The sequence below is a fragment of the Nonomuraea sp. NPDC049784 genome (assembly GCF_040659615.1).
Lineage (GTDB): Bacteria > Actinomycetota > Actinomycetes > Streptosporangiales > Streptosporangiaceae > Nonomuraea.
The window spans coordinates 1-19,067 of record NZ_JBFAMX010000168.1 but is presented as its reverse complement, the minus strand read 5'-3'; the positions used below and the strand labels follow the sequence as shown (position 1 = coordinate 19,067).

General features: G+C 68.0%; 17 protein-coding genes and 1 pseudogene. 8 read left to right on the top strand and 10 right to left on the bottom strand.

Annotated elements, in window-relative coordinates; genetic code table 11:
• Positions 1-178: 178 nt before the first annotated feature.
• A complete protein-coding gene (locus tag AB0J09_RS29480; protein WP_360698081.1) occupies positions 179-1,588 on the bottom strand; it encodes a cytosine permease in 1,410 nt (469 codons plus the stop codon).
• A gap of 122 nt (positions 1,589-1,710) precedes the next feature.
• Between AB0J09_RS29480 and AB0J09_RS29475 the strand changes: the two genes are divergently transcribed.
• Complete coding sequence (locus AB0J09_RS29475) at positions 1,711-3,150, top strand: MFS transporter (RefSeq protein ID WP_360698084.1); 1,440 nt, start codon at positions 1,711-1,713, stop codon at positions 3,148-3,150.
• Here AB0J09_RS29475 and AB0J09_RS29470 read toward each other — a convergent pair.
• Entirely contained in the window at positions 3,125-3,823 is a 699-nt protein-coding gene (locus AB0J09_RS29470; RefSeq protein ID WP_360698078.1) for a class I SAM-dependent methyltransferase, read from the bottom strand. The two genes, AB0J09_RS29475 and AB0J09_RS29470, sit on opposite strands and share 26 nt — an antisense overlap.
• A gap of 81 nt (positions 3,824-3,904) precedes the next feature.
• On the opposite strand from AB0J09_RS29470, the gene AB0J09_RS29465 reads away from it, so the two are divergent.
• Positions 3,905-4,351 carry a hypothetical protein gene (locus tag AB0J09_RS29465; protein ID WP_360698075.1) on the top strand — a complete coding sequence of 149 codons (447 nt, stop codon included), beginning with the start codon at positions 3,905-3,907 and terminating at the stop codon, positions 4,349-4,351.
• A gap of 257 nt (positions 4,352-4,608) precedes the next feature.
• Here the strand turns inward: AB0J09_RS29465 and AB0J09_RS29460 are convergent, their stop codons facing one another.
• Both AB0J09_RS29460 and AB0J09_RS29455 read right to left on the bottom strand, forming a co-directional pair.
• The gene (locus AB0J09_RS29460) at positions 4,609-5,640 is read right to left on the bottom strand and encodes an alpha/beta hydrolase (RefSeq protein ID WP_360698072.1); all 1,032 of its coding nucleotides are present in this window, start codon (positions 5,638-5,640) and stop codon (positions 4,609-4,611) included.
• Between the two features lie 112 nt (positions 5,641-5,752).
• Positions 5,753-6,448, bottom strand: coding sequence for an SDR family NAD(P)-dependent oxidoreductase (locus AB0J09_RS29455; RefSeq protein WP_360698069.1), 696 nt, complete (start codon positions 6,446-6,448; stop codon positions 5,753-5,755).
• A 102-nt stretch (positions 6,449-6,550) separates the two neighbouring features.
• On the opposite strand from AB0J09_RS29455, the gene AB0J09_RS29450 reads away from it, so the two are divergent.
• Both AB0J09_RS29450 and AB0J09_RS29445 read left to right on the top strand, forming a co-directional pair.
• Positions 6,551-7,429, top strand: coding sequence for a helix-turn-helix transcriptional regulator (locus AB0J09_RS29450; RefSeq protein WP_360698067.1), 879 nt, complete (start codon positions 6,551-6,553; stop codon positions 7,427-7,429).
• Between the two features lie 50 nt (positions 7,430-7,479).
• A pseudogene (locus tag AB0J09_RS29445) lies at positions 7,480-7,632 on the top strand (DUF6188 family protein); the annotation flags it as partial.
• Between the two features lie 248 nt (positions 7,633-7,880).
• On the opposite strand, the gene AB0J09_RS29440 reads toward AB0J09_RS29445, so the two are convergent.
• From AB0J09_RS29440 to AB0J09_RS29430, 3 genes are all read right to left on the bottom strand, one after another.
• Positions 7,881-8,105: a hypothetical protein gene (locus AB0J09_RS29440; protein ID WP_360698065.1), complete on the bottom strand. Its 225-nt coding sequence runs from the start codon at positions 8,103-8,105 to the stop codon at positions 7,881-7,883.
• Positions 8,106-8,590: 485 nt separating this feature from the next.
• Positions 8,591-9,838 (bottom strand): hypothetical protein, encoded by a 1,248-nt coding sequence (locus tag AB0J09_RS29435; RefSeq protein ID WP_360698062.1) that lies wholly within the window; start codon positions 9,836-9,838, stop codon positions 8,591-8,593.
• Positions 9,835-10,935 carry a ThiF family adenylyltransferase gene (locus AB0J09_RS29430; RefSeq protein ID WP_360698059.1) on the bottom strand — a complete coding sequence of 367 codons (1,101 nt, stop codon included), beginning with the start codon at positions 10,933-10,935 and terminating at the stop codon, positions 9,835-9,837. The genes AB0J09_RS29435 and AB0J09_RS29430 overlap by 4 nt, the downstream gene beginning before the upstream one ends.
• Before the next feature lie 345 nt (positions 10,936-11,280).
• Between AB0J09_RS29430 and AB0J09_RS29425 the strand changes: the two genes are divergently transcribed.
• From AB0J09_RS29425 to AB0J09_RS29415, 3 genes are all read left to right on the top strand, one after another.
• Positions 11,281-14,103, top strand: coding sequence for a BTAD domain-containing putative transcriptional regulator (locus tag AB0J09_RS29425; RefSeq protein WP_360698056.1), 2,823 nt, complete (start codon positions 11,281-11,283; stop codon positions 14,101-14,103).
• Positions 14,104-14,563: 460 nt separating this feature from the next.
• On the top strand, positions 14,564-14,872 hold the full coding sequence (locus AB0J09_RS29420) for a metalloregulator ArsR/SmtB family transcription factor (RefSeq protein ID WP_360698053.1): 309 nt from the start codon (positions 14,564-14,566) through the stop codon (positions 14,870-14,872).
• 2 nt (positions 14,873-14,874) lie between these two features.
• Positions 14,875-15,450 carry an SRPBCC family protein gene (locus AB0J09_RS29415; RefSeq protein ID WP_360698050.1) on the top strand — a complete coding sequence of 192 codons (576 nt, stop codon included), beginning with the start codon at positions 14,875-14,877 and terminating at the stop codon, positions 15,448-15,450.
• A 303-nt stretch (positions 15,451-15,753) separates the two neighbouring features.
• Here AB0J09_RS29415 and AB0J09_RS29410 read toward each other — a convergent pair whose 3' ends face one another.
• The 3 genes from AB0J09_RS29410 to AB0J09_RS29400 form a co-directional block, all read right to left on the bottom strand.
• Positions 15,754-16,395: a DJ-1/PfpI family protein gene (locus tag AB0J09_RS29410; RefSeq protein WP_360698047.1), complete on the bottom strand. Its 642-nt coding sequence runs from the start codon at positions 16,393-16,395 to the stop codon at positions 15,754-15,756.
• Between the two features lie 220 nt (positions 16,396-16,615).
• Positions 16,616-17,011: a hypothetical protein gene (locus tag AB0J09_RS29405; RefSeq protein WP_360698044.1), complete on the bottom strand. Its 396-nt coding sequence runs from the start codon at positions 17,009-17,011 to the stop codon at positions 16,616-16,618.
• Between the two features lie 95 nt (positions 17,012-17,106).
• Positions 17,107-17,703, bottom strand: a complete 597-nt coding sequence (locus tag AB0J09_RS29400; protein WP_360698042.1) for a hypothetical protein — start codon at positions 17,701-17,703, stop codon at positions 17,107-17,109.
• A 330-nt stretch (positions 17,704-18,033) separates the two neighbouring features.
• Between AB0J09_RS29400 and AB0J09_RS29395 the strand changes: the two genes are divergently transcribed.
• The gene (locus AB0J09_RS29395; RefSeq protein WP_360698039.1) at positions 18,034-18,660 is read left to right on the top strand and encodes a hypothetical protein; all 627 of its coding nucleotides are present in this window, start codon (positions 18,034-18,036) and stop codon (positions 18,658-18,660) included.
• Positions 18,661-19,067 lie beyond the last annotated feature (407 nt).

Below are 19,067 nucleotides of genomic sequence, written 5' to 3'. Positions count from 1 at the left end.
GGCATAGGCCAGGCCGAGCAGCACGCCGGCGACGGCCACGGCAACGCGGTCCTCGCGCAACGAGCTCACCACGGCGATCGCGAGAAGCCCGCAGGCGGTGGCGTGCACCGCCCACCGCAGCAACCGCGACGGAACGTCCATCATTACTCACACAGAGTAACAACGGACACGGTTGAGGTCACGTGCCCCGAGGCCGCCGGGTGAAGGTCGTGATGAGGAAGTACAGGACCCCGGCCAGCACGAGAGCGATGACCACGCCGATGTTGGCCGCCCCGAACGTGCTCTTCTTCAGCTCGTCGCTCATGAGGAAGCCGACGACCTTGGCGATGTACGGATCGGCCGAGGCGATGAGCCCGAGCCCCGCCACCGACGCCACGACCAGCGACACCAGCCCCGCCCAGTTGAGCGCGGGCGCGCCTGGCCGCAGCAGCCGCTCGTCGTATGACCTGCCGTCGGCCCGCAGCCGCCACATGTCCACCAGGAAGATCGCCACCCAGGCCGCCATCACCACCCCGATGATCGCCAGGAACGCCTGGAAGGTGCCGAAGAAGCTGGTGGACACGAACAGCAGGTAGCACCCGCCGAGCACCATGAGGACACCGTCGATCAGCACCGCGTAATGCCGCCTGACGGGCACGCCGAGGGCCAGCATCGAGAGCCCGGACGAGTAGATGTCCATGATCGCCCCGGCCAGGAAGCCCCCGATGGCGGTCAGCAGGTACGGCAGCAGGAACCACGTCGGCAGCGCTCCGGCCAGCGCCGCCACCGGATCGGTCCCGGCGGCCCCCGCCAGCTTCGGATCGCCGCCCGCCAGCAGCACGCCGAACACGAGCAGCACCATGGGCGGCAGCGCGCCGCCCAGCGTCGTCCACAGCGCCACCGACCTCGGCCGGGAGCCCGAGGGCAGGTACCGGGAGTAGTCGGCGCCGCAGTTGACCCATCCCAGCCCCAGCAGCGTCATGGCGAAGATGACCCCGCCCACCCATCCGCCGGGGCCCGCCGTGGTCTCCAGCGCCCCGCCGAGCCTCGGGACCATGAGGATCATGTAGATGACGGTCAGCACGACGAACGCGTACGTCAGGTACCGCTGCACCGCCATGATCATGGCGTGCCCGTACACGCCGATCGCGATCACCGCGACGGCCGCGACGGCGAAGCACACGGCGGTCGCCGTCGTGGCGGGGATGCCGGGCGCGAGCCGCGCGAGGATGGCCGCGCCGCTCTGCGCGGAGAGCGTGACGAGCACGATCTCCCAGCCGACATTCGAGATGTACGAGAACAGCGCGGGCAGCTTGTTCCCCTGGTAGCCGAATGGCGCCCGTCCCAGGGTCATCGTCGGCACGCCCGATCGTGTCCCGCCGACGGCGACCAGGCCGACCAGCAGGAACGACAGCACGTACCCGATGGCGCCGGTGATGATCGCCGGGACCACACCCAGGCCGAGACCGACGATGTACACCCCGAAGGCGACGCCGAACAGGGAGAGGTTGGAGCCCGCCCAGGGCCAGAACAGGTCCCTCGGGCGGCCGTGACGCTCGGCTTCAGGAACGGCGTTGATGCCGTTCTGCTCGACGGTCATCGAATCCATGACCGGACGTTATCTGTCTTTTGGGTAGAAAAAGAACCCTTGCGCGCGGTGGGATGGCGGCTTCGCTCCCGGGGGTGAATGAAACCCCCCACACGGTGATATTTCGGGACTTCGGGGGCACTATGCGTGGAATGGGGGCGTCCGGGTTGGACACGCGCAGGCGCGCGTTGGCCGTATGCCTGGTGGCGGCTTTCATGACCGGGCTGGACGTGAGCATCGTCAACGTGGCGCTGCCATCGATCCGCGCGAGCCTGCACGCGACCGAGGACGGCCTGCAGTGGATCCTGTCCGGCTACGCCCTGACGTTCGGCCTGCTGCTGGTCCCGGCCGGGAGGCTGGGGGACGCCAGGAGCCGCAGGACGCTCTTCATGTGGGGCGTGGCGCTGTTCACGCTGTCCAGCGCGGCGTGCGGTTTCGCCTGGGACACGAAGGTGCTGATCGTGGCCCGGCTGGTGCAGGGCATGGCGGCCGGAACGACGAACCCGCAGGTCTCGGGTCTGATCCAGCACATGTTCCGCGGGTACGAGCGAGGACGGGCATTCGGCGCGCTCGGCGCCACCATCGGCGTCTCCACGGCCGCGGGCCCGCTGATCGGCGGCACCCTGGTCACCGCCTTCGGGGCCGATCACGGGTGGCGATGGGTGTTCCTGGTGAACGTGCCGATCGGGATGGTCCTGCTGCCCGTGGCCTGGCGCGTCCTGCCGAGCCCGGAGGCCGCCGTGCCGCGGCCGGAGCGGCGGGAGAGCATGGACCCGGTCGGCGTCCTGCTCCTCGGCGTTGGAGTGGCGGGCCTGCTCCTGCCCTTCATCCAGCGCCACCAATGGGAGGGGAACGCCAAGTGGGTGCTCATTCCCATCTCGTTCCTGATACTGGCCGGTTTCGTGACGTGGGAGCGGTTCTACCGCCGTGAGCCACTGGTCGACCTGGCGCTCTTCAGGAAGCGCTCCTACAGCCTGGGCTCGGCCATCGCCCTGTTCTACTTCGCCGGCTTCACCGGGATCTTCTTCATCTTCACCCTGTACCTGCAGAGCGGCCTGGGATACAGCCCTTTGCAGGCCGGCCTCTCGATCACCCCGTTCGCCCTCGGCTCCGCCTCGGCCAGCGTGGTCGGCGGACGACTGGTGCACCGCGTCGGCCGTCGCCTGGTCGCCCTCGGCCTGACCATGGTGATCTTCGGCATCTCCGCGACCATGGCCGCCACCGCGCTGGTCCCGGGACGCGGCGTGGGCCTGGCCACCGCGCTCCCCCTGCTGGTGGCGGGCATGGGCAGTGGCCTGGTCATCTCCCCCAACCAGGCCATCACCCTGTCGGAGGTCCCGCCCGCGGGCGGCGGCAGCGCGGCGGGAGTCCTGCAAACGGGCCAGCGCCTCGGCTCGGCCATCGGGGTCGCGGCGATCGGCTCGACGTTCTTCGGCGCCCTGAACGAGGGCTGGCCGGCGGCGTTCCGCCACGGCCTGATGGTGGTGCTGCTCTTCATCCTGCTCGCCCTGTCAGCCGCCGCCTACGACCTCGTCCGCACCCCCTCCGAGGACCGATTCACCGGACAGGCCGGCGGGCGATGAACACGTACTCACGGCTGTCCTCGGTGAAGGGCTCGCGGCCGAATCCGCCGTAAAGCGCTTCCAGCTCAAGCCCGGCGACGTCGATCAGCCCGAGCCACTCGTTCTTGGTCGCCCACCAGGAGGAGCTCGTCGCGCCGTCGTCGAGGACGATGTCGATTCTGTTGTCTCCCACGGCGAATCGGGTGGTGTGGGGTACGGGCCTCTCCTCGCGCTCGCCGTCGAGGCGCGCGGCGATGTGATGGTCGAAGGCGATGGCGTTCCAGGCGAACCGCCCCTCCGGCAGCAGCGAGGCGGCAACCCGCTCGAAAGTACGGCGGCGGTCGGCCCAGGTCGGCAGGTGCTGGAGCGATCGGAAGGGGCAGTAGATCAACGCCGCCGGCTCGTCCAGGGTGAGGTCGCGCATGTCGCCCTCGCGAAGGTCGAGTTCCACACCCTCTTGGGCCGCGCGGATGCGGGCTTGTTCGAGCATCGTCGCCGAGGCGTCGACCCCGATGACCCGCCGGCCGGTCTCCCGCGCGACCGAGATCGCGACCCGCCCGTTCCCGATCGCGAGCTCGACCAGCGGTCCGTCCGTCTCACGCGCGAGGTCGACGTAGAAGGCGACGTCGGCCACCATGTGAGCCGACCATTCCTCGTATTCGTTCGCGAACGCCTCGTCCCAAGTCGTTGCCACCGGCTCATGATCCCACCCGTCGCCGCCGATGGCCGTCCGGCATTCTGGGATTGTGTTCGCCGGCGCGGGTGAGGAGGCAGCGTGAGGACGAGGTTGCGCAAACTGTACGCGGGCGGGCGAGAGTTCGTATGGAGCGGCCGGCTCTACCACGTGGCCGGTGACCGCGACTGCCACAGGTGTGTCCGCCTGCGCGTTTGGGGCGCCGGGAAGAACAGCCATGCGCTCGAGGCGGATCTGCTGTCAAAGGCGATCTTGCCCTGGGGCTGCGCGACCGATGGCTCCTATCCGACCCCGCAGGACGTGCGGAACGTCGTCGACTACGCCTTGACGCATGGTTGGGATCCCGGCCTCGCCAGCGGGACCTTCTTCCTGAGCGAGCGAGATCACGCGTTCGAACTGCCCGGCTTCCTCCTCACCGACCGTCTCAGAGACGATGGGGCGCCGGATCCGACCGCGCGAGTATTCAGCGCCTCCGAACCCGGGACCACCGAGCCCTCGCCCGACGACCGCCCGGGCCCGGCGCCATAGCTCATCAAGGGCTGAGCAACCTGCCCTGATGACGCCGCAGGACAGCTCTGGCCAGCTCGGCGGGGGTTCCGGTGCTGGTGTCCACCGTCATGTCGTACGCGACGCCGTGATCGTGAACCGTGCGCAGGTGTCCACGTCCCGCGATGTGACTGTGGCCAGGGTAGAGAGCCGGTTGAGCGCTACCTCCGGCTCGTGAGCACTTTGGTCCGCGGCCCGGGCTGACAGCCGAGTTACCGACCGTGACAGTGGATCGTTGCTCAGTCAAGAAAGGCGGCGAGGATGGGGTTTGCCTGCGTGGGGGCGTCCTCGTGGACGTTGTGGCCGGCGTCAGGGATGATGCGGACGGTGGCGCCGGGGATGCGGCGGCCGAGTTCGGTGGCCTGCCAGGGTTCGTCGAAAGCATCCTTGCCACCCCAGAGGATCAGCGTCGGGACCTTCACCTCACCCAGGCGCCGCTCGGTGAGGGTGTAGTCGAGGTTGCGTTGCAGCATCCACATGGCCATGCGGTTCTCCGTGCGGCTTTCGGGTGCCCAGTACTCGTCGATGTCGGCGTCGGTGAGGCGGTCGGGGTGGGCGAACGACTTGGCCAGGGTGCCACCGTAGGTGGACTTGGTCATGAGCTTGCCGATCAGTTCTCCCACGACGGGGGACTCCAGCGGCCGGAAGTCCCAGCTGGAGGGGACGTCCAGGCCGGGGGAGTCCAGCAGGGCCAGCCGCTGGACCCGCTCGGGATGGCGCTCGGCCAGGTAGAGGGCGACGGCGCCGTTCCAGGAGTGCCCGACCACGGAGGCACGCTTGAGGCCGACGGCGTCCATGAACTGACCGACCGCGTCGGTCATGGCGTCGAGGTCGTAGCGGAATTGCTTGTCACGGACGCGGGTGTAGCCCTGCCCCGGCAGGTCGACGGCGTACACGGTGTGGTGCTTGGCCAGTTCAGGAATGGTGTGGCGGTAGCTGTAGATCCACAACGTGCCGCCCGGCAGGAGCACGATCGGAGATCCGCTTCCGGTCTTGACGTAGTGGAAGCGCGCCACCGGGGTCTCCACGTAGCTGGAGCCGGCCAGGTACGCCGAACGGAAGTTGCTTTCTTGTGACGGTTGCCAGACATAGGCCACCAGCAGTGCCGCGGCGACCACCAGCGCGAGGAAGCCTGCCAGCCCGTACAGGATGCGCCGCAACCACCGTCGCCCTGGCCGCCGCCGGGTGGTCTGCTGTTGCGCGGCCTCGGCTGAAGTCGGCTGCCGGGTCATGGTCGTGGTCGCTCCGTCCCCTGAGTGGATGATGTCCACGAACAGGACGGGGAACCCAGGCCGTGCCGTGACAGCCCTGGTGTGTGAACTGAGTCACCGCGGGCGCCGCGCGGCTGAGGCGACGGGGGCACGCCCCGAATTCAGAGGTGGATCACCAGGCCATCGCACCCTGACGGTCACGGAAGGTCCCGGTCGGTCCGTCCGCCCCGATGGTGGCGAGTTCGACAATCGCGTCGGTCCCCTCGGTCACTGTCTGCGGGCCGCTGTGCCCGTTGAAGTCGGTCGCGGTATAGCCAGGGTCGGCCGCGTTCACTTTCACGTCCGTCCAGGCCTTCGCATACTGCGTCGTCAGCATGGTCACGGCAGCCTTCGACGACGTGTAGAGCGGCGTGACGACCCTCGACTCGACGCGCTCGGCGTCGTGGGTTGCGGCGAACGACCCCATGCCGCTCGACACGTTGACGATGACCGGGTTCGCCGACTTGCGCAGTAGGGGCAGGAACGCGTGCGTCACCCGGACGATCCCCACGACATTGACCTCGAACACCGCGCCGGCGTCAGCGGCCGTGATCTGGTCGGCGGGGTTGTGCGTCCCGTGGATACCTGCGTTGTTGATGAGGACGTCGATGAACCCCTCGTGAGCCTCGACGTCGACGGCGGCCGCAGCCACCGACGCGTCGTCGGTCACATCGATCTGGACGAAACGGGCACCGAGTGCGTCGGCGGCTTCCTGGCCGCGTTCCGGATCGCGAGCGCCAATGAGGACGGTGTGGCCGGCCTCGATCAATCGGCGGGCGGTCTCGTACCCGAGGGATCTGTTGGCTCCTGTGATGAACGTTGTGGTCATGTGTTCACTCTCGGCCGGTGACGAGAGGAGAGCCAGTGCCCTCTGCGACGGTGGGACGGTCAGTACCAGGCAGAACGGCAATCCAGGGGACAGAATGGTCGAGTGGACGAGACCCTCGGGACGGCATTGCGCCGCTGGCGCGACCGGCTTTCTCCCCTCGACATCGGGCGGACTGCGCGGCCCGGACGACGTGCGGCGGGGTTGCGACGCGAGGAACTGGCCGAGCTCGCAGGGCTGTCGGTCGACTATGTGGTCCGGCTGGAGCAAGGGCGCGCCACGAGCCCTTCGGCGCAGGTCGTCGCGAGCCTGGCCAGGGCACTGCAGCTGGAACCCATGGAGCGCGATTACGCCTACCGGCTGGCCGGCCTCCTCCCGCCACAGGAGGGGACGATCTCTACGCATGTTCCAGCGGGGGTCCAACGGGTGCTGGCTGGCCTCGGGGAGTTCCCTGTGGGCGTGTTCAGTGCCGACTGGACCTTGCTGTCCTGGACTCCCGCATGGGCAGTGCTGCTGGGCGATCCCGGCGCGCGGACGCACGTCGAGCGGAACCTGGTGCGGGCGGTCTTCGCCACAGGGCCCAGAGGGCTCGCGGCCTGGCCCGTACTCCACGACGGCGACGCCCTGAACCGCGCCCTCGTCGCCGATCTGCGCACGGCTCTCGTCGACTACCCCCGTGACCGTGGACTGATCGACCTTGTCGCGGACCTGCGCTCCACCAGTACGGAGTTCACCCGGCTGTGGGACGAGGGTGCGGTCGGTCGGCACGTCTCGGCCCGCAAGATCATCGTGCACCCCCAGGTCGGCGAGGTGACGTGCGACTGCGACGTGCTCACCGTCCCAGGGTGCGACGTCCGGCTCATCGTCTACACGGTGGCCGCGGGTTCCGTCGACGCGGAAAAGTTGGAGTTCCTGCGGGTCACGAACGGGGTCTCCGCCGTCGGCTCCTCGCCTCCGGCGCCCGGCCCGTTCTCCACGCCGTAACGATCTGGTCGGCGGGACCCGTCCCAGGGCGGTGAAGTCGCGCGGCCGCCTTCAAGTCCGGATCACTGCGGCTGGTGTTCGACACCGGAATGCTGCTGAATGTTAAGCCCGGTGCCCGCCACGAAGCGTGGAGTGCACGCGGCCCGAACGGCGGCCTGTGCCTCGTTTGCCAACCAGGCGGGGGCGTCGCGGTATGGCTATGAGGAAGCGCGACGGAAATCCGTGCAGCCCCTCGACGGAGGTCCGGGTGCTCTAGGGAAACCAAGGCGACTGTATTGGGCAGTGCGGCGCGGACCACCGAACGGATGCATCATGGGGCGGCGGCCACTCCCGGAGGGCAGGAGTCTGAGCTGCCTAGGCGCGAAGCGCCTGTCCGGCGAAGGCGATGCAGGAGGCCGGTGGCGTGCAGGGCTCTCCGAGAGCGAACGAACCCGGGGACGACCTAGATCTCTCAAAGTTTGTACAGCTTGTTGAAAGGTGTCGTGAGTCGTTCCTGCCGCGATCCGAAATCGACGAACACGGCTACTTCGTCTTCCACAGCGATGACGACGCCAAGACCATACCGATCATGGGTCACCTGGTCGTTCACGCTGAACCGCTCGACAGGCGGGGCGGGAGGCGGAGGTTTGAACGGACTTGTGGACAGGTGACGGCGGGGCGTGTCCTTTGCTGGCATGACTCCAGTATGTGCTGCCTGTGAGAACGCTCGCGACGGGGGATCGGCAAGTTCGCGAAACGATCGAGGCCCGGGCGAGGATTCGGCTCCTCACCGAGGCCCCTGAAGCTCGAGAGCGGGTGACGGGAATCGAACCCGCGCTGTCAGCTTGGGAACTGCATCGATCATGGCTCGGCGGGGCGCTGAGCTGGGCGGGAACCGGTCCTGAGTGACCCTGATCATCCCGCGCATGTCCGGCGTACTGATCCGCTACCTTGGTGACGTGGATCTTCTCCCAGGATCGGAGCCTCCGTCTCTCGACTCCCCCGTTCAGGACGGTACCTGGAGATCTACGCCACCGAAGACGAACCCGCGCCGCTCCCTTACCCCGAAGATCTCATCGTGGATCCGCTGGGTTCCTGGGAGTGACGTCTTCCAAGGCTCAACTGACGGTTGATCGTCTGCGATGCGGTATCGCTCCGCCCCCAAAAAACGGGGGAAGGAGATCAAGTACGCAGGGCGGCGAGCCGCCCTGCGTACTCCTTGACGGCCAGCGCCAGGGCCACGGTCTCGGGGCCCAGCAGCAGGCCCGCGCAGAGCAGCCGGTACCAGAACGCGGCCGCCAGAGGGCCCTCAGCCAGGCCGTCGGCCGCCCAGCGCAGGACCTCCGCGAAGACCGGCAGCAGCAGGACGCAGAACCAGGCGGCCACTCCGAGGAATCCCACCAGCCACACCCAGCGGAACCAGCGTCCGACGCGCAGGTCGATTTCGGTTGAGTCCGCCAGTTCCTCGGATTCCTCTGCCGTCAGCCTCCCGAAGGCCTGTCGCAGCATCAGCGACTTCACGCGCCACAGGTTGCGGCAGCCCAGGACGTTGACCAGCACCGCGTAGAGGTCGGTGCGAAGGAAGACCAGACTCTGCCAGAGCATCTGCATGACCTTGATGAACGCCCAGGCAGCCAGCAGCGACCCGACCAGTTCCGGGGCCGACCAGTGGCCGGTGTCGATCAGCAGCCGACCGGTGAGCAGCACGGCGAGCAGCACGGAGTCCACGGCCAGGCCCGCCAGCAGTGGGCCGTACCGCTGGCGGCGCGGGAGCGTCCACAGCTGGGTGAGGTCTGTCTCGAAAACGAGCATCCACATGCGGCGGTCGACGCCGAAGCGGGTCTGGATGCCGAGAGCCCGCGCGCCGAGCCAGTGGCCGCACTCGTGGCCGGCCGCCGCGAACCACACGAAGGGTAGCCAGGCCAGCGCGCTCAGCCCGATGTCGTCGAAGGGGAAGGCGTCCTCGGCCGGATCGGGAATCAGACCGGGCCGGAGCGCGAAGACGCCCAGTGCGAAGAGCAGGCAGGCGGCATAGCAGGTCCAGGCCACGGGGCCGAAGAAGGGACGTACCATCTCCGGGCGGATGCCGGTCATCCAGCGGCGGGCCTGTATGGGTGCGGTGCGTACGGGTTCCGCCGCGGCGCCGTCCCCCGGATTCTCGTCGCCGGCGTTCTCGGCCAGGAAGCCGAGCTCCCCGAGGGTGGCGACGAACGACGGCACATTGACCGGCTGGCCGGCGAACTCCTCGGCCTCGGCCGCTGCCTCGTCGAGGTTCGCTCCCCGCTGGAGGGCGGCGATCACCACCCCGCCGACCGCCGGAATCGTCACGAAGGTGCCGGTGGCCGGGTCGCCGACCAGAACCTCGTCCTCGCCCTCAGGAACGACGCTGAGCGGCCTGAGCCTGACCGTGGCGGAGCCGGGGACGGTCACCGACGCTCACCCTCGCGCGGCGGCGCCAGGTGGCAGACCGGGCACTCCGGGTTCTTCGGCAGGGGCTGCCACTCGGGCACCAACCCCGTGCGCATATCGAGGGTGACCCGGAACCCGGCCGCGCGGGGCGGTTCGTAGCCGGTGAGGTACCGCTGCGCCTCGAAGGCGAGCAGCGAGCCGACCTGCATCGCCATCGGTCCGGTGAGCGGGTTGCTCAGCTTCATGTTCTCCACGATCCGGTAGGCGATGCCCTCCGAGCTGTCCTCGGCGGGCCGGTCCGCGTAGTCGCAGGCCAGGCACGCGGTCCGGCCCGGATCCACGGAGAGGTACATCAGCTGGCTGCGGTTGGCGCCCCCCAGGACGTAGGGGACGCCGGCCTGGACCGCGGCCTCGTTCGCCCAGAGGTTGGCGTGCGGGTGGCCGTCGAGGCCGCCCGCGATCAGGTCGATGCCCTGGACCAGGTCCGCGAGGTCCTCGGGGGCGGAGATCCAGCGGTCGACGGCGTGCACCTTGATGCTCGGGTCGTAGTCGCGCACCCATGCGGCCGCGCGCTCGGCCTTCGACAGGCCGATGTCCGCATGCCGGTAGAGGAACTGCCGGGCGAAGTTACGGGATTCGACGCGGTCCTGGTCGACCAGCGTCAGCTCGCCGACGCCGAGGCCGGCCAGGCACTGCACCAGGGAGGAGCCGCCCCCGCCGACACCAAGCACCAGGACGTGGGCCTCGCGCATCGGCCGGAGGAACCCGGCGCGGTGGCGGTCCAGGGCGGCGTGGGTGCCGTAGAAGCTGAGGTTCGAGAAGTGCCGTTCGTCCTCGTACGGGTCGCCGAGGGTCCTGCCGTCGGCGTCCTCGACCAGGCCCAGGGCGTCAAGCCCGCTCAGGCCCCGGCTGACATCCTCCTCGGAGAGGCGGAACCCGTGCCTGCCGAGGGCGACGCTCAGCTCGGCCGCGGTCTGCGGGGCCCGGCGCAGCTCGCTCAGGAGCGCGGCCACCTGCCCGTCGGGATCGCTCAAGGTCATCGCCTCGCGAGCGTCGAAGACAACCAGCAGATCCTCGCCGGTCGCCTCCCATTCGACTTCCTTCAACGCCACACGCATCGTGTCTCCCGCGCCAGTACGCATGTTGGACCCCGCGGGGAGGGGCGTGGCGCGCACGAGAAGCGCGTCTGGTCTCCCTCCCCGCGGGAGAAAATCGTCAGGCGGTGTCAGGGCCTCACGTGGCGGGGTTCTGGGTCGCCTTGACGGACTCGACCTTCTTGACCTTGATCTCCATGATGTGCCTCCTCATGAGATTGCGCGGCCGTCGGTGCCGCATGTGAAAAGCGTGCTGCGTGGTGCTGAAATGCCGCTGATTTTCTGCTGAATCGGCAGTTAGGCTGCCAAGTAATGATCAACCGGGCACTCACCGAGGCATTCAGTGGCTGGAGGCGGAGACGAGTGACCGTGGAGGGCGTTGAGTTCCGTCTGCTGGGACCGGTGGGAGTGTGGGACGCCGGGCGATGGCTGGGCCCGTCCACTGCGCAGCAGCGGACCGTCCTGGCGATGCTATTGCTCGAAACGGGGCGGCCGGTGCCCGTGGGGCGACTGGAGACCGCGCTGTGGGGCGCCGAACCGCCCGAGTTCTCCCGCAATGCCGTGCAGGGGCACATCTCCAGGCTTCGCCGGCTGCTGACCCCGTTCGCCGAGGCGGCGCTGGTGACCTCGGCGCACGGCTACTGCCTGACGGTGGGGCGCGACCGCATCGACCTGCACCGCTTCCGTGACCTGGTTCGCGAGGCCGCCGGTGAGACGGAGCCGGAGCGCGCCGTCGACCTGCTGCGTGGGGGGCTGGCGCTGTGGCAGGGCGCGCCTCTGGCGGACGTCGCGGGCCGGTGGCTGCCCGACGTCGTCGTGCCGAGCCTCGAGGAGGAGCGGCTGACGGCACTGGAGCGGCGGGCCGCGCTCGACCTGCGGCAGGGGCGGCATCAGGAGGTGGCGGCGGAGCTGGCGGCCCTGGTCGGTGAGAACCCGTTGCAGGAACGGCTGGTGTCCCTGCTGATGACGGCCTTGCTGAGATGCGACCGCAGGACCGCGGCGCTCGCCGTCTTCCGCCGCGTCAGGCGCCGCTTCGCCGAGGATCTCGGCATCGAGCCCGGCGATGAACTGCAACGACTGCACCAGGCGATTCTCTCCGGCCGGGAGGAGGCGGCCGGGGCGACGACCGCCGCGACCGGTACGGCCGCCCTCGCCGTGCCGCGGCACCTCCCCCGGGACACCGAGCTGTTCACCGCGCGCGAGGAGGAGCTGGCCACCCTGGACCGGCTCACGCTCCCGGCCGACGGCTCCTCGCTTTCGGCGCACGCGATGGCGCCCTGCGTCATCACCGGCACCGGCGGCGTCGGCAAGACCACATTGGCCGTGCACTGGGCACACCGGGTACGCGACCGCTTCCCCGACGGTCAGCTCTACGTGAACCTGCAGGGTTTCGGCCCCACCCACATCGCCCGGCCGCCCGCCGAGGCGGTGCGGCTGTTCCTGGACGCCCTGCAGGTGCCGTCGCAGCTGATACCCGCCACGCTGGAGGCGCAGGTCGGGCTCTACCGCAGCCTGCTGGCGGAGCGGCGCATGCTGATCCTGCTCGACAACGCCCTCGACTGCGACCAGGTCCGGCCGCTGCTGCCCAACGCGCCCGGCTGCCTGGCGCTGGTCACCAGCCGCGCCGAGCTGACCGGCCTCGTCGCGGCGGAGGGCGCCCGTACGCTGCCGCTGGGGCTGTTCTCTCCCACGCACTCCCGTGAACTCCTGACGCGCCGGCTCGGCGTGGACAAAGTGGACGCCGAGCCGCAGGCGGTCGACGACATCGTCTCCCGGTGTGCCGGGCTACCGCTGGCCCTGGCCATCGTGGCCGCCCAGGCCCATGCCCGCCCGGCATTCCCGCTCGGCACGCTCATCTCGGGACTCGACGGCGTCGACGGCCTCGACGTCTTCGACGGCGGGGACGCGGCGACGAACATGCGCACGGTGTTCTCCTGGTCCTACCGCGCGCTCAGCCCAGACGCCGCACGGCTGTTCCGGCTGCGCGGCCTGTTACCGGCGCCTGAGATCTCCACCGCCGCGGCCGCCAGCCTGGCCGGGATACCTGTGCGACAGGCCCACCGCCTGCTGACCGAGCTGACGCGGGCCAACCTTGCGGCGGAGCGCTCCCCTGGGCGTTACGGTTGGCACGACCTGCTCCGGGCGTACGCCGAGGAACTGACCTGCCTCCACGACTCGGAGACCGAGCGCCGCGAGGCGCTGCACCGGCTGCTCGACCACTACCTGCACAGCGCCCGCCTCGGCGACCGGCTCCTGGACCTGTACCACCGCGTGCCGCTGGCCCTGGCGCCGCCGCGGCCCGGTGTGGTCCTGGCCCGCCTCACCGACCGCGCGCAGAGCCTGGCGTGGTTCGGTCGCGAGCACCGGACGCTGCTGGCGGCGATTCGGCATGCCGCACGCTCCGGGTTCGACGCGCATGCCTGGCAGCTGGCGGGTGCCTGCTGGGGCTTCCTGTCCCAGGAGGGACGCTCGGACGACCAGGCAGCCATGCACCACATCGCGCTGGAGGCGGCGGTACGGCTGAACGATCCGGCCGCGGAGGCCCACGCCCGCGTCGGGCTCGCCCAGGCCCTCATCCGGCTGGGCCAGGACGGCGCGAGCGGGTCCCATCTGCGGGAGGCGCTCGGCCTGTTCGGCGGGATCGACGACCCTGTCGGGCAGGGGATCTGCCTCATCTACCTCAGCGTGCTGAAGGACCGCCACGGCCAGTACGCGGAGGGGCTGGACCTGAGCGAGCAGGCGCTGCGGCTGTACCGTGCGGTCGGCGACCGGGCGGGCGAAGGCAGGGTCCTGAACAACATCGGCTGGTTCCACGCGCAGCTCGGGTCGTACGGGGAGGCGTTGTGCCGCTGTGAGGAGGCGCTGGCCATCCACCGCGAACTGGACGACATGCCCGGCGAGTCGGCCACGCTCGACAGCATGGGCCACATCCATCACCTGCTCGGTCAGCACGAGGAGGCGATCGCCTACTATCGTCAGTCACTGGCCTGGCGCTGGGGTGGGAAACGCGCGCTCGGCGCCCGGACCCTACGGCGGCTGGGCGAGGCTCAACTGGCCGCGGGCCGGCTTCGCGAGGGCAGATGCACCCTGCAGCGCGCCCTCGATCTCATCGCCGAACTGGCCCCCGGCGATGCGGACGCGCTCCAGGCGAGGATCAACGGCCTCAGCGAGCCGGACAAACCGCAGGTCTAGGGCCTGCCGGACGCCGGCGAACGTGCTGCGGTCCGGGCTGCGATCGGGCGCGACCAGCACGTGAGGTCTCTGAACTGGACGAAGGCCCGGTACCAAGTGACCGTGATTGACCCCTCATCGCCCTCGCCAATTGCACGGCGATCATGCCTGTGACCTCTGCCGCAGTAGGGTGGCTGCTCCTGATATACCACCCCTTTTGCCGCCCTACCTGTCCTCCGCCGTCCCAGCCCTCTGGTCTGGTCGAGCTTGTCTTGGGCGACGGCGACGGGAGGAGCGCCAATGAGGCCCCCTCCGGAGGCTCCTAGATGATCTATTCCAAGGTGTTCAGTGGTCTCGCGTCGTCAACGGGCGCATGACCGGTTGACGGATGTCCCGCTGGGCTGGCTCGCTTGCTGTGGCGAGCCGCGGTGGACAAACATATGCCTTGACAGGCATATGCTGATAGGAGAATATAGAAGCCATGTCCGTCGATACGTTCTCCGTGCTGTCCGAGCCGACCCGGCGCCGGATTCTCGGCCGGCTCCTGGAGGCCGAGAGCAGCGTGAACGAACTGGTTGAGGCGCTCGACGTCAGCCAGCCCACGGTGTCCAAGCAGCTGAAGGTGCTCAGGGAGGCTGGTTTCGTCACCTGCCGTACGGAGGCGCAGCGGCGGATCTACCGCATTCACGCAGGCCCCTTCCAGGCACTCGACGACTGGCTTCAGCCGTATCGCGCCCTGTGGGACCGGCATCTCGACGCTCTCGAGCGCCACCTCGACAACCTGGAGTAGTCATGACCACCAACGCATACCGCCCGAGCCCGCTGGCCCAGATCGACTGCGAGGCGACGGAAGACCGCTGGACCCTGGTCTTCACCCGCGACCTGCGCCACCCGCCCGAGAAAGTGTGGGCCGCGCTGACCGACCCCGAACAACTCGCCGCCTGGGCGCCCTACACCGCTGACCGCAATCTCTCCGAGGCGGGCGGCGCCACAATCACGATGATCGACGATGAAAAGCCCCAGGATATGGCGGTCGAGGTCGTGCGCGCCCAACCGCCGACGCTGCTGGAGTACACCCTCGGCACCGACCTGCTGCGCTGGGAACTGGTGGCCACCGACACCGGTGTCCGCCTGACACTGCGGCACACCGTTGAGGACCGCGACTGGATCCCGAAGGTCGCAGCCGGCTGGCACCTCTGTCTCGACGTGGCCGAGAAGCTGCTCGAAGGGCATCCGATCCCGCCGATCCGCGGCGCCGCGGCAGTCGGCTTCGGCTGGTCCGAACTCAACGATCAGTACGCGCAGAAGTTCGGCATCCCGAATTCCGGCCTGCCCGAGCACCTGAAGGGTCAGGACGAAGCGTCTTGATCGGTCGGACGCGCATTGCACGCCGCCGGGGCGCCGCTCCCGGCGGCGCGGCCGCACAGAATCTGGCACGCGCGTGATATCCAGGCCCTGCAAGATCAAAGCCCAGATGCCGAATCCTTCGGTCTACCTAGGCTTTCGTACGTGGAGCGGGTGACGGGAATCGAACCCGCGCTGTCAGCTCGGGGACTGCACCGAGTACGGCAGGCAGGCAGGTTGAGCTGGGCGTCGGGCCGGTTGTGAGTGATCGTGGTTGACCCCTCGTCACTCCCCTTAACGGCACGACGATCAGCGCGAAGCCGCAGGCTATTGAGTGCGCTCAAATCGCCGGAGTCCCTTGGAGAGTAGATCCTTTGCCGGTTGGGGTGCCTTGGCCAGGGAACCGGCGTCGAAGGGCGGTTGTGGGTCGTACTCGATCGCAAGCTGGATCGCTTCTGCTGTGGTCTGGTCCGCGATACGCGCCGCCAACTCAAGGGCCATGTCGATGCCGGAGGAGACTCCTGCCGCAGTGACGATCTTCCCTTGGAAAACCACCCTGTCAGGGGTATAGGTGGCCCCGAACGACTCCAGCACGTCTACTGCGGCCCAATGAGTCGTGGCTGAAAGCCCGGTGAGGAGTCCTGCGGCGGCCAGCAGCAGCGATCCGGTACATACCGAGGTCGTCCACGTGCTTTCTTGATGCATTCGACGGATCCAGGCGAGAAGTTGGTCGTCACCGAGCAGCGCTCGGCTCCCGGGGCCCCCGGGAACCAGTAGTACGTCGCAGGAGCCGACGTCGTTGAACGTCGCATCGGCCGTAATGGCCAACCAGGTGGGAACGTCCCGCACGGGCCCCGATTCCGCGGCTACGAATACGATTTCAGCCTCTGGCAGGAACTTGAGCACCTCGTAGGGGCCGACTGCGTCAAGGGCGGTGAACCGATCGAACAGCGGTATCGCGATGCGCACGGGAACTCCTCCGCTAGGCACATGTGACGGATTTCGACATGCTATGGCCGGGGTCAATTCCTGTCGCGCGAGAATTGACCGCGCCACCCCGCTCGCGCGACGGGATGATCCGGCTTCCATCTCAGCCACTTACGGTCCTGACACCCCGCGCGGTGATCGCCCCGGAGCCCGAGCGCCCCCGCCGGAGGCATGAAAGGGGTTGTCTGTGCGCACGTCGAGGCTACTTGCGGGCTGGTTCTGGCGAGTGGATGCGTTCTTGGGCGGCGATGCTAAGCCGCATCGCGGTCAGCAGTTCTTTGCGGTCCTTCCTGTGCGCCTCGGGCTGATCGCCGGCGCTGCCGTCGGGGGTCTTCTCGGCATCATGCTGTTGATCGCCGCCGGAACCGGATGGGAATACGCCTTCACGCTGTCTACCTTGCTCTTTTGCCTCTGCGTAGCGGCCTTCGCTGGGGTGAGCGTGATGAGCATTGGCTACTTCGAGCGTGGGCGTCAACGGCACTGCGGGTACTACCCGCATGAGGTTCAGGATGAGCCCGGCAGCCATGCATAGCGGCCCGCGCGCGTCGCGCGCGAGAACGGCCCCAGGCCGCACGCGCAGCGTGAGGATCGAGTCCATGCCAGACATCCTGGCGCGGCGATTCCGGGATCCGGAGGGCCCCGCCGGAGGCGCGGAATTGACGGTCACCAGTCCTAGAGTCGGACCGCTGCGATTCAGGCCTCATTCCAGTTGTCAATGATGATGACGGGCGCCTCTTCCACATCGAGCCATTCGGATTCAAGGCCCATGCCGGTGGACGCCTCAATGAAGGCGAACGCCGCACTGCGCTTGCCGCGGTAATCCTCCGGCTCGAGGCGGTCGAGCATGGCGCGGAAATCCGCCAGGATGCTCGGATCACCCTCCTGGATGGTGTGCTCGGCGAAGATGAAGTCGCGCATCCGCGCCCTGATCTTGCCGTCGGCCGCGTAGAGGATTGTGTATCCCCCATTGAAGTGCCAGGTCGTCATCCACACGCGTGACTCCTTGCTGAGTTCGGTGAGGATGTGATCGGGCGTAGCGAAGCCGTAGGAGAACTCGAGGAAACCCCAGGTTCCTTCGCCCTCGTAGACGAAGAGCACGGGCAGGTCCTCCATGTGGGCCTCCTCCCTGGGATACGCCATGGTGCGTTCCTCGGGATCACGTCCTCCGTTCAGCCGCCACAGGAGATCGTCCACTGTGATCTCTTCGTCGAGGGGTTGCACTACGGTCCAGCAGAGCCCGTCCTCAAACCACTGCTGCCGGTTGAAGAGATTGCGGTAGTGATCGATCACGCGATGATTGTCGCTGGAGCTGCCAGGAATGAACCACCCCTTCAGCTCCTCTAGTGAGCTTCGGTGAGGAAGGGCAGCATGGATTGGCGATCGCCCCCAGCGCGTGCGGCGGTCACGCCATGGCGATTGTGAGAGGCGCATCTGTGCGGCGGCTCGACAACTCCAGTCGGAGCGTTCGGTTCGTACGACGGAGCAGGCGTGCGGCGCCCGGCCTGGCGGACCGTATGCACGTACATGACGCATCACCCAGGCGTCGAAGCGCTCTACCTGAGAGCACCCGTGATCACAGGGGATTGGACAGCACCGCTGCGTGAGCAAGAAGATCTCGCCATGGGAACCAGCATCCACGGGTTTGTCGAGTGCCGCACGTGGACCCGCGGGCTCGACATAGGTGACTCCGCTTGGTGCGCCGCCATCTCGCTGTCGATGTTGGGGGTGCATCGAGACTACGACGCCTTCGATTGCCTGTTCGGCGTACGCAGCTCAGGCGACTGGCAACCCATCGCGGCCGATCGCGGACTCCCTCAGGACGCATCGGAAACCGCCAAAGCGGAATTGGCGCAATGGGGGGAAGCCGCCTTCGGCGTCACTTGGTTGAGCTGGGAAGAGGTCACCACGATCGATTGGGATGAACCGGCCCTTCATCCGACGAACCTAGCCCAGTATCGGCAGCTTCCCGACCAAACCCTGGAACTCGTTTACCGCTCGGTCTGGAGCCGTAGGTTCGCTCGCGTGAGCGGCGTGGACACTTTAACCATTGATCCTGGCCACGTTGCGCTGTGGGACGAAGGCACCGAGTGGAGGGCGGGAAACACCGTCTTCCGTGTCGAACGTGCCACACGCCGCCATGTTGTACCGCCTGACGGTTACTGGCACGCGGTGTGGACAGTCATGCGCACGCTCGCGCACGTCCATGGAGACGATGCTGTCCGCTTGGTGGCCTGGTTTGAGGAGTAGGCCATTCGGCATGCTGGACAGCCAAGATCCAGACGGATCGGGCACGGAAGGTCGAAAGCAACCCGAAACGACCAAGAGTAGATCAAGGAATGATCCCTGACTTGGCCTCCTGCTATGAGAGCGGGTGACGGGAATCGAACCCGCGCTGTCAGCTTGGGAACCATCTACTGATCTTGCTGTGCTGAGCTGGGAAACGGGGGTACAGGTCAGAGCGGGTCGAGCGACCGTGAGTATCCGTGAATTACCTCGGCTGCCTGTCTGTTCTGGCACGGATCCGGCACGTGGATCACGCCGGCTTCAGCGCAGAGGGAGGGTTGCGTCCGCGGGAGTGGTGTACGAGTTTGGCCTGGTCACAGGCGTGGCGTCGTGAAATGAAGACGGCCATCGCGTGATCCTTCGAGTAGCAA

What these genes read in the sequence shown, in the direction of transcription:
- AB0J09_RS29480 (WP_360698081.1), bottom strand. Translation starts at nt 1,588, where the DNA reads ATGGATTCGATGACCGTCGAGCAGAACGGCATCAACGCCGTTCCTGAA.
- AB0J09_RS29475 (WP_360698084.1), top strand. Translation starts at nt 1,711, where the DNA reads ATGCGTGGAATGGGGGCGTCCGGGTTGGACACGCGCAGGCGCGCGTTG.
- AB0J09_RS29455 (WP_360698069.1), bottom strand. Translation starts at nt 6,448, where the DNA reads ATGACCACAACGTTCATCACAGGAGCCAACAGATCCCTCGGGTACGAG.
- AB0J09_RS29440 (WP_360698065.1), bottom strand. Translation starts at nt 8,105, where the DNA reads ATGCCAGCAAAGGACACGCCCCGCCGTCACCTGTCCACAAGTCCGTTC.
- AB0J09_RS29430 (WP_360698059.1), bottom strand. Translation starts at nt 10,935, where the DNA reads ATGCGTGTGGCGTTGAAGGAAGTCGAATGGGAGGCGACCGGCGAGGAT.
- AB0J09_RS29420 (WP_360698053.1), top strand. Translation starts at nt 14,564, where the DNA reads ATGTCCGTCGATACGTTCTCCGTGCTGTCCGAGCCGACCCGGCGCCGG.
- AB0J09_RS29415 (WP_360698050.1), top strand. Translation starts at nt 14,875, where the DNA reads ATGACCACCAACGCATACCGCCCGAGCCCGCTGGCCCAGATCGACTGC.
- AB0J09_RS29405 (WP_360698044.1), bottom strand. Translation starts at nt 17,011, where the DNA reads ATGGACTCGATCCTCACGCTGCGCGTGCGGCCTGGGGCCGTTCTCGCG.
- AB0J09_RS29395 (WP_360698039.1), top strand. Translation starts at nt 18,034, where the DNA reads ATGGGAACCAGCATCCACGGGTTTGTCGAGTGCCGCACGTGGACCCGC.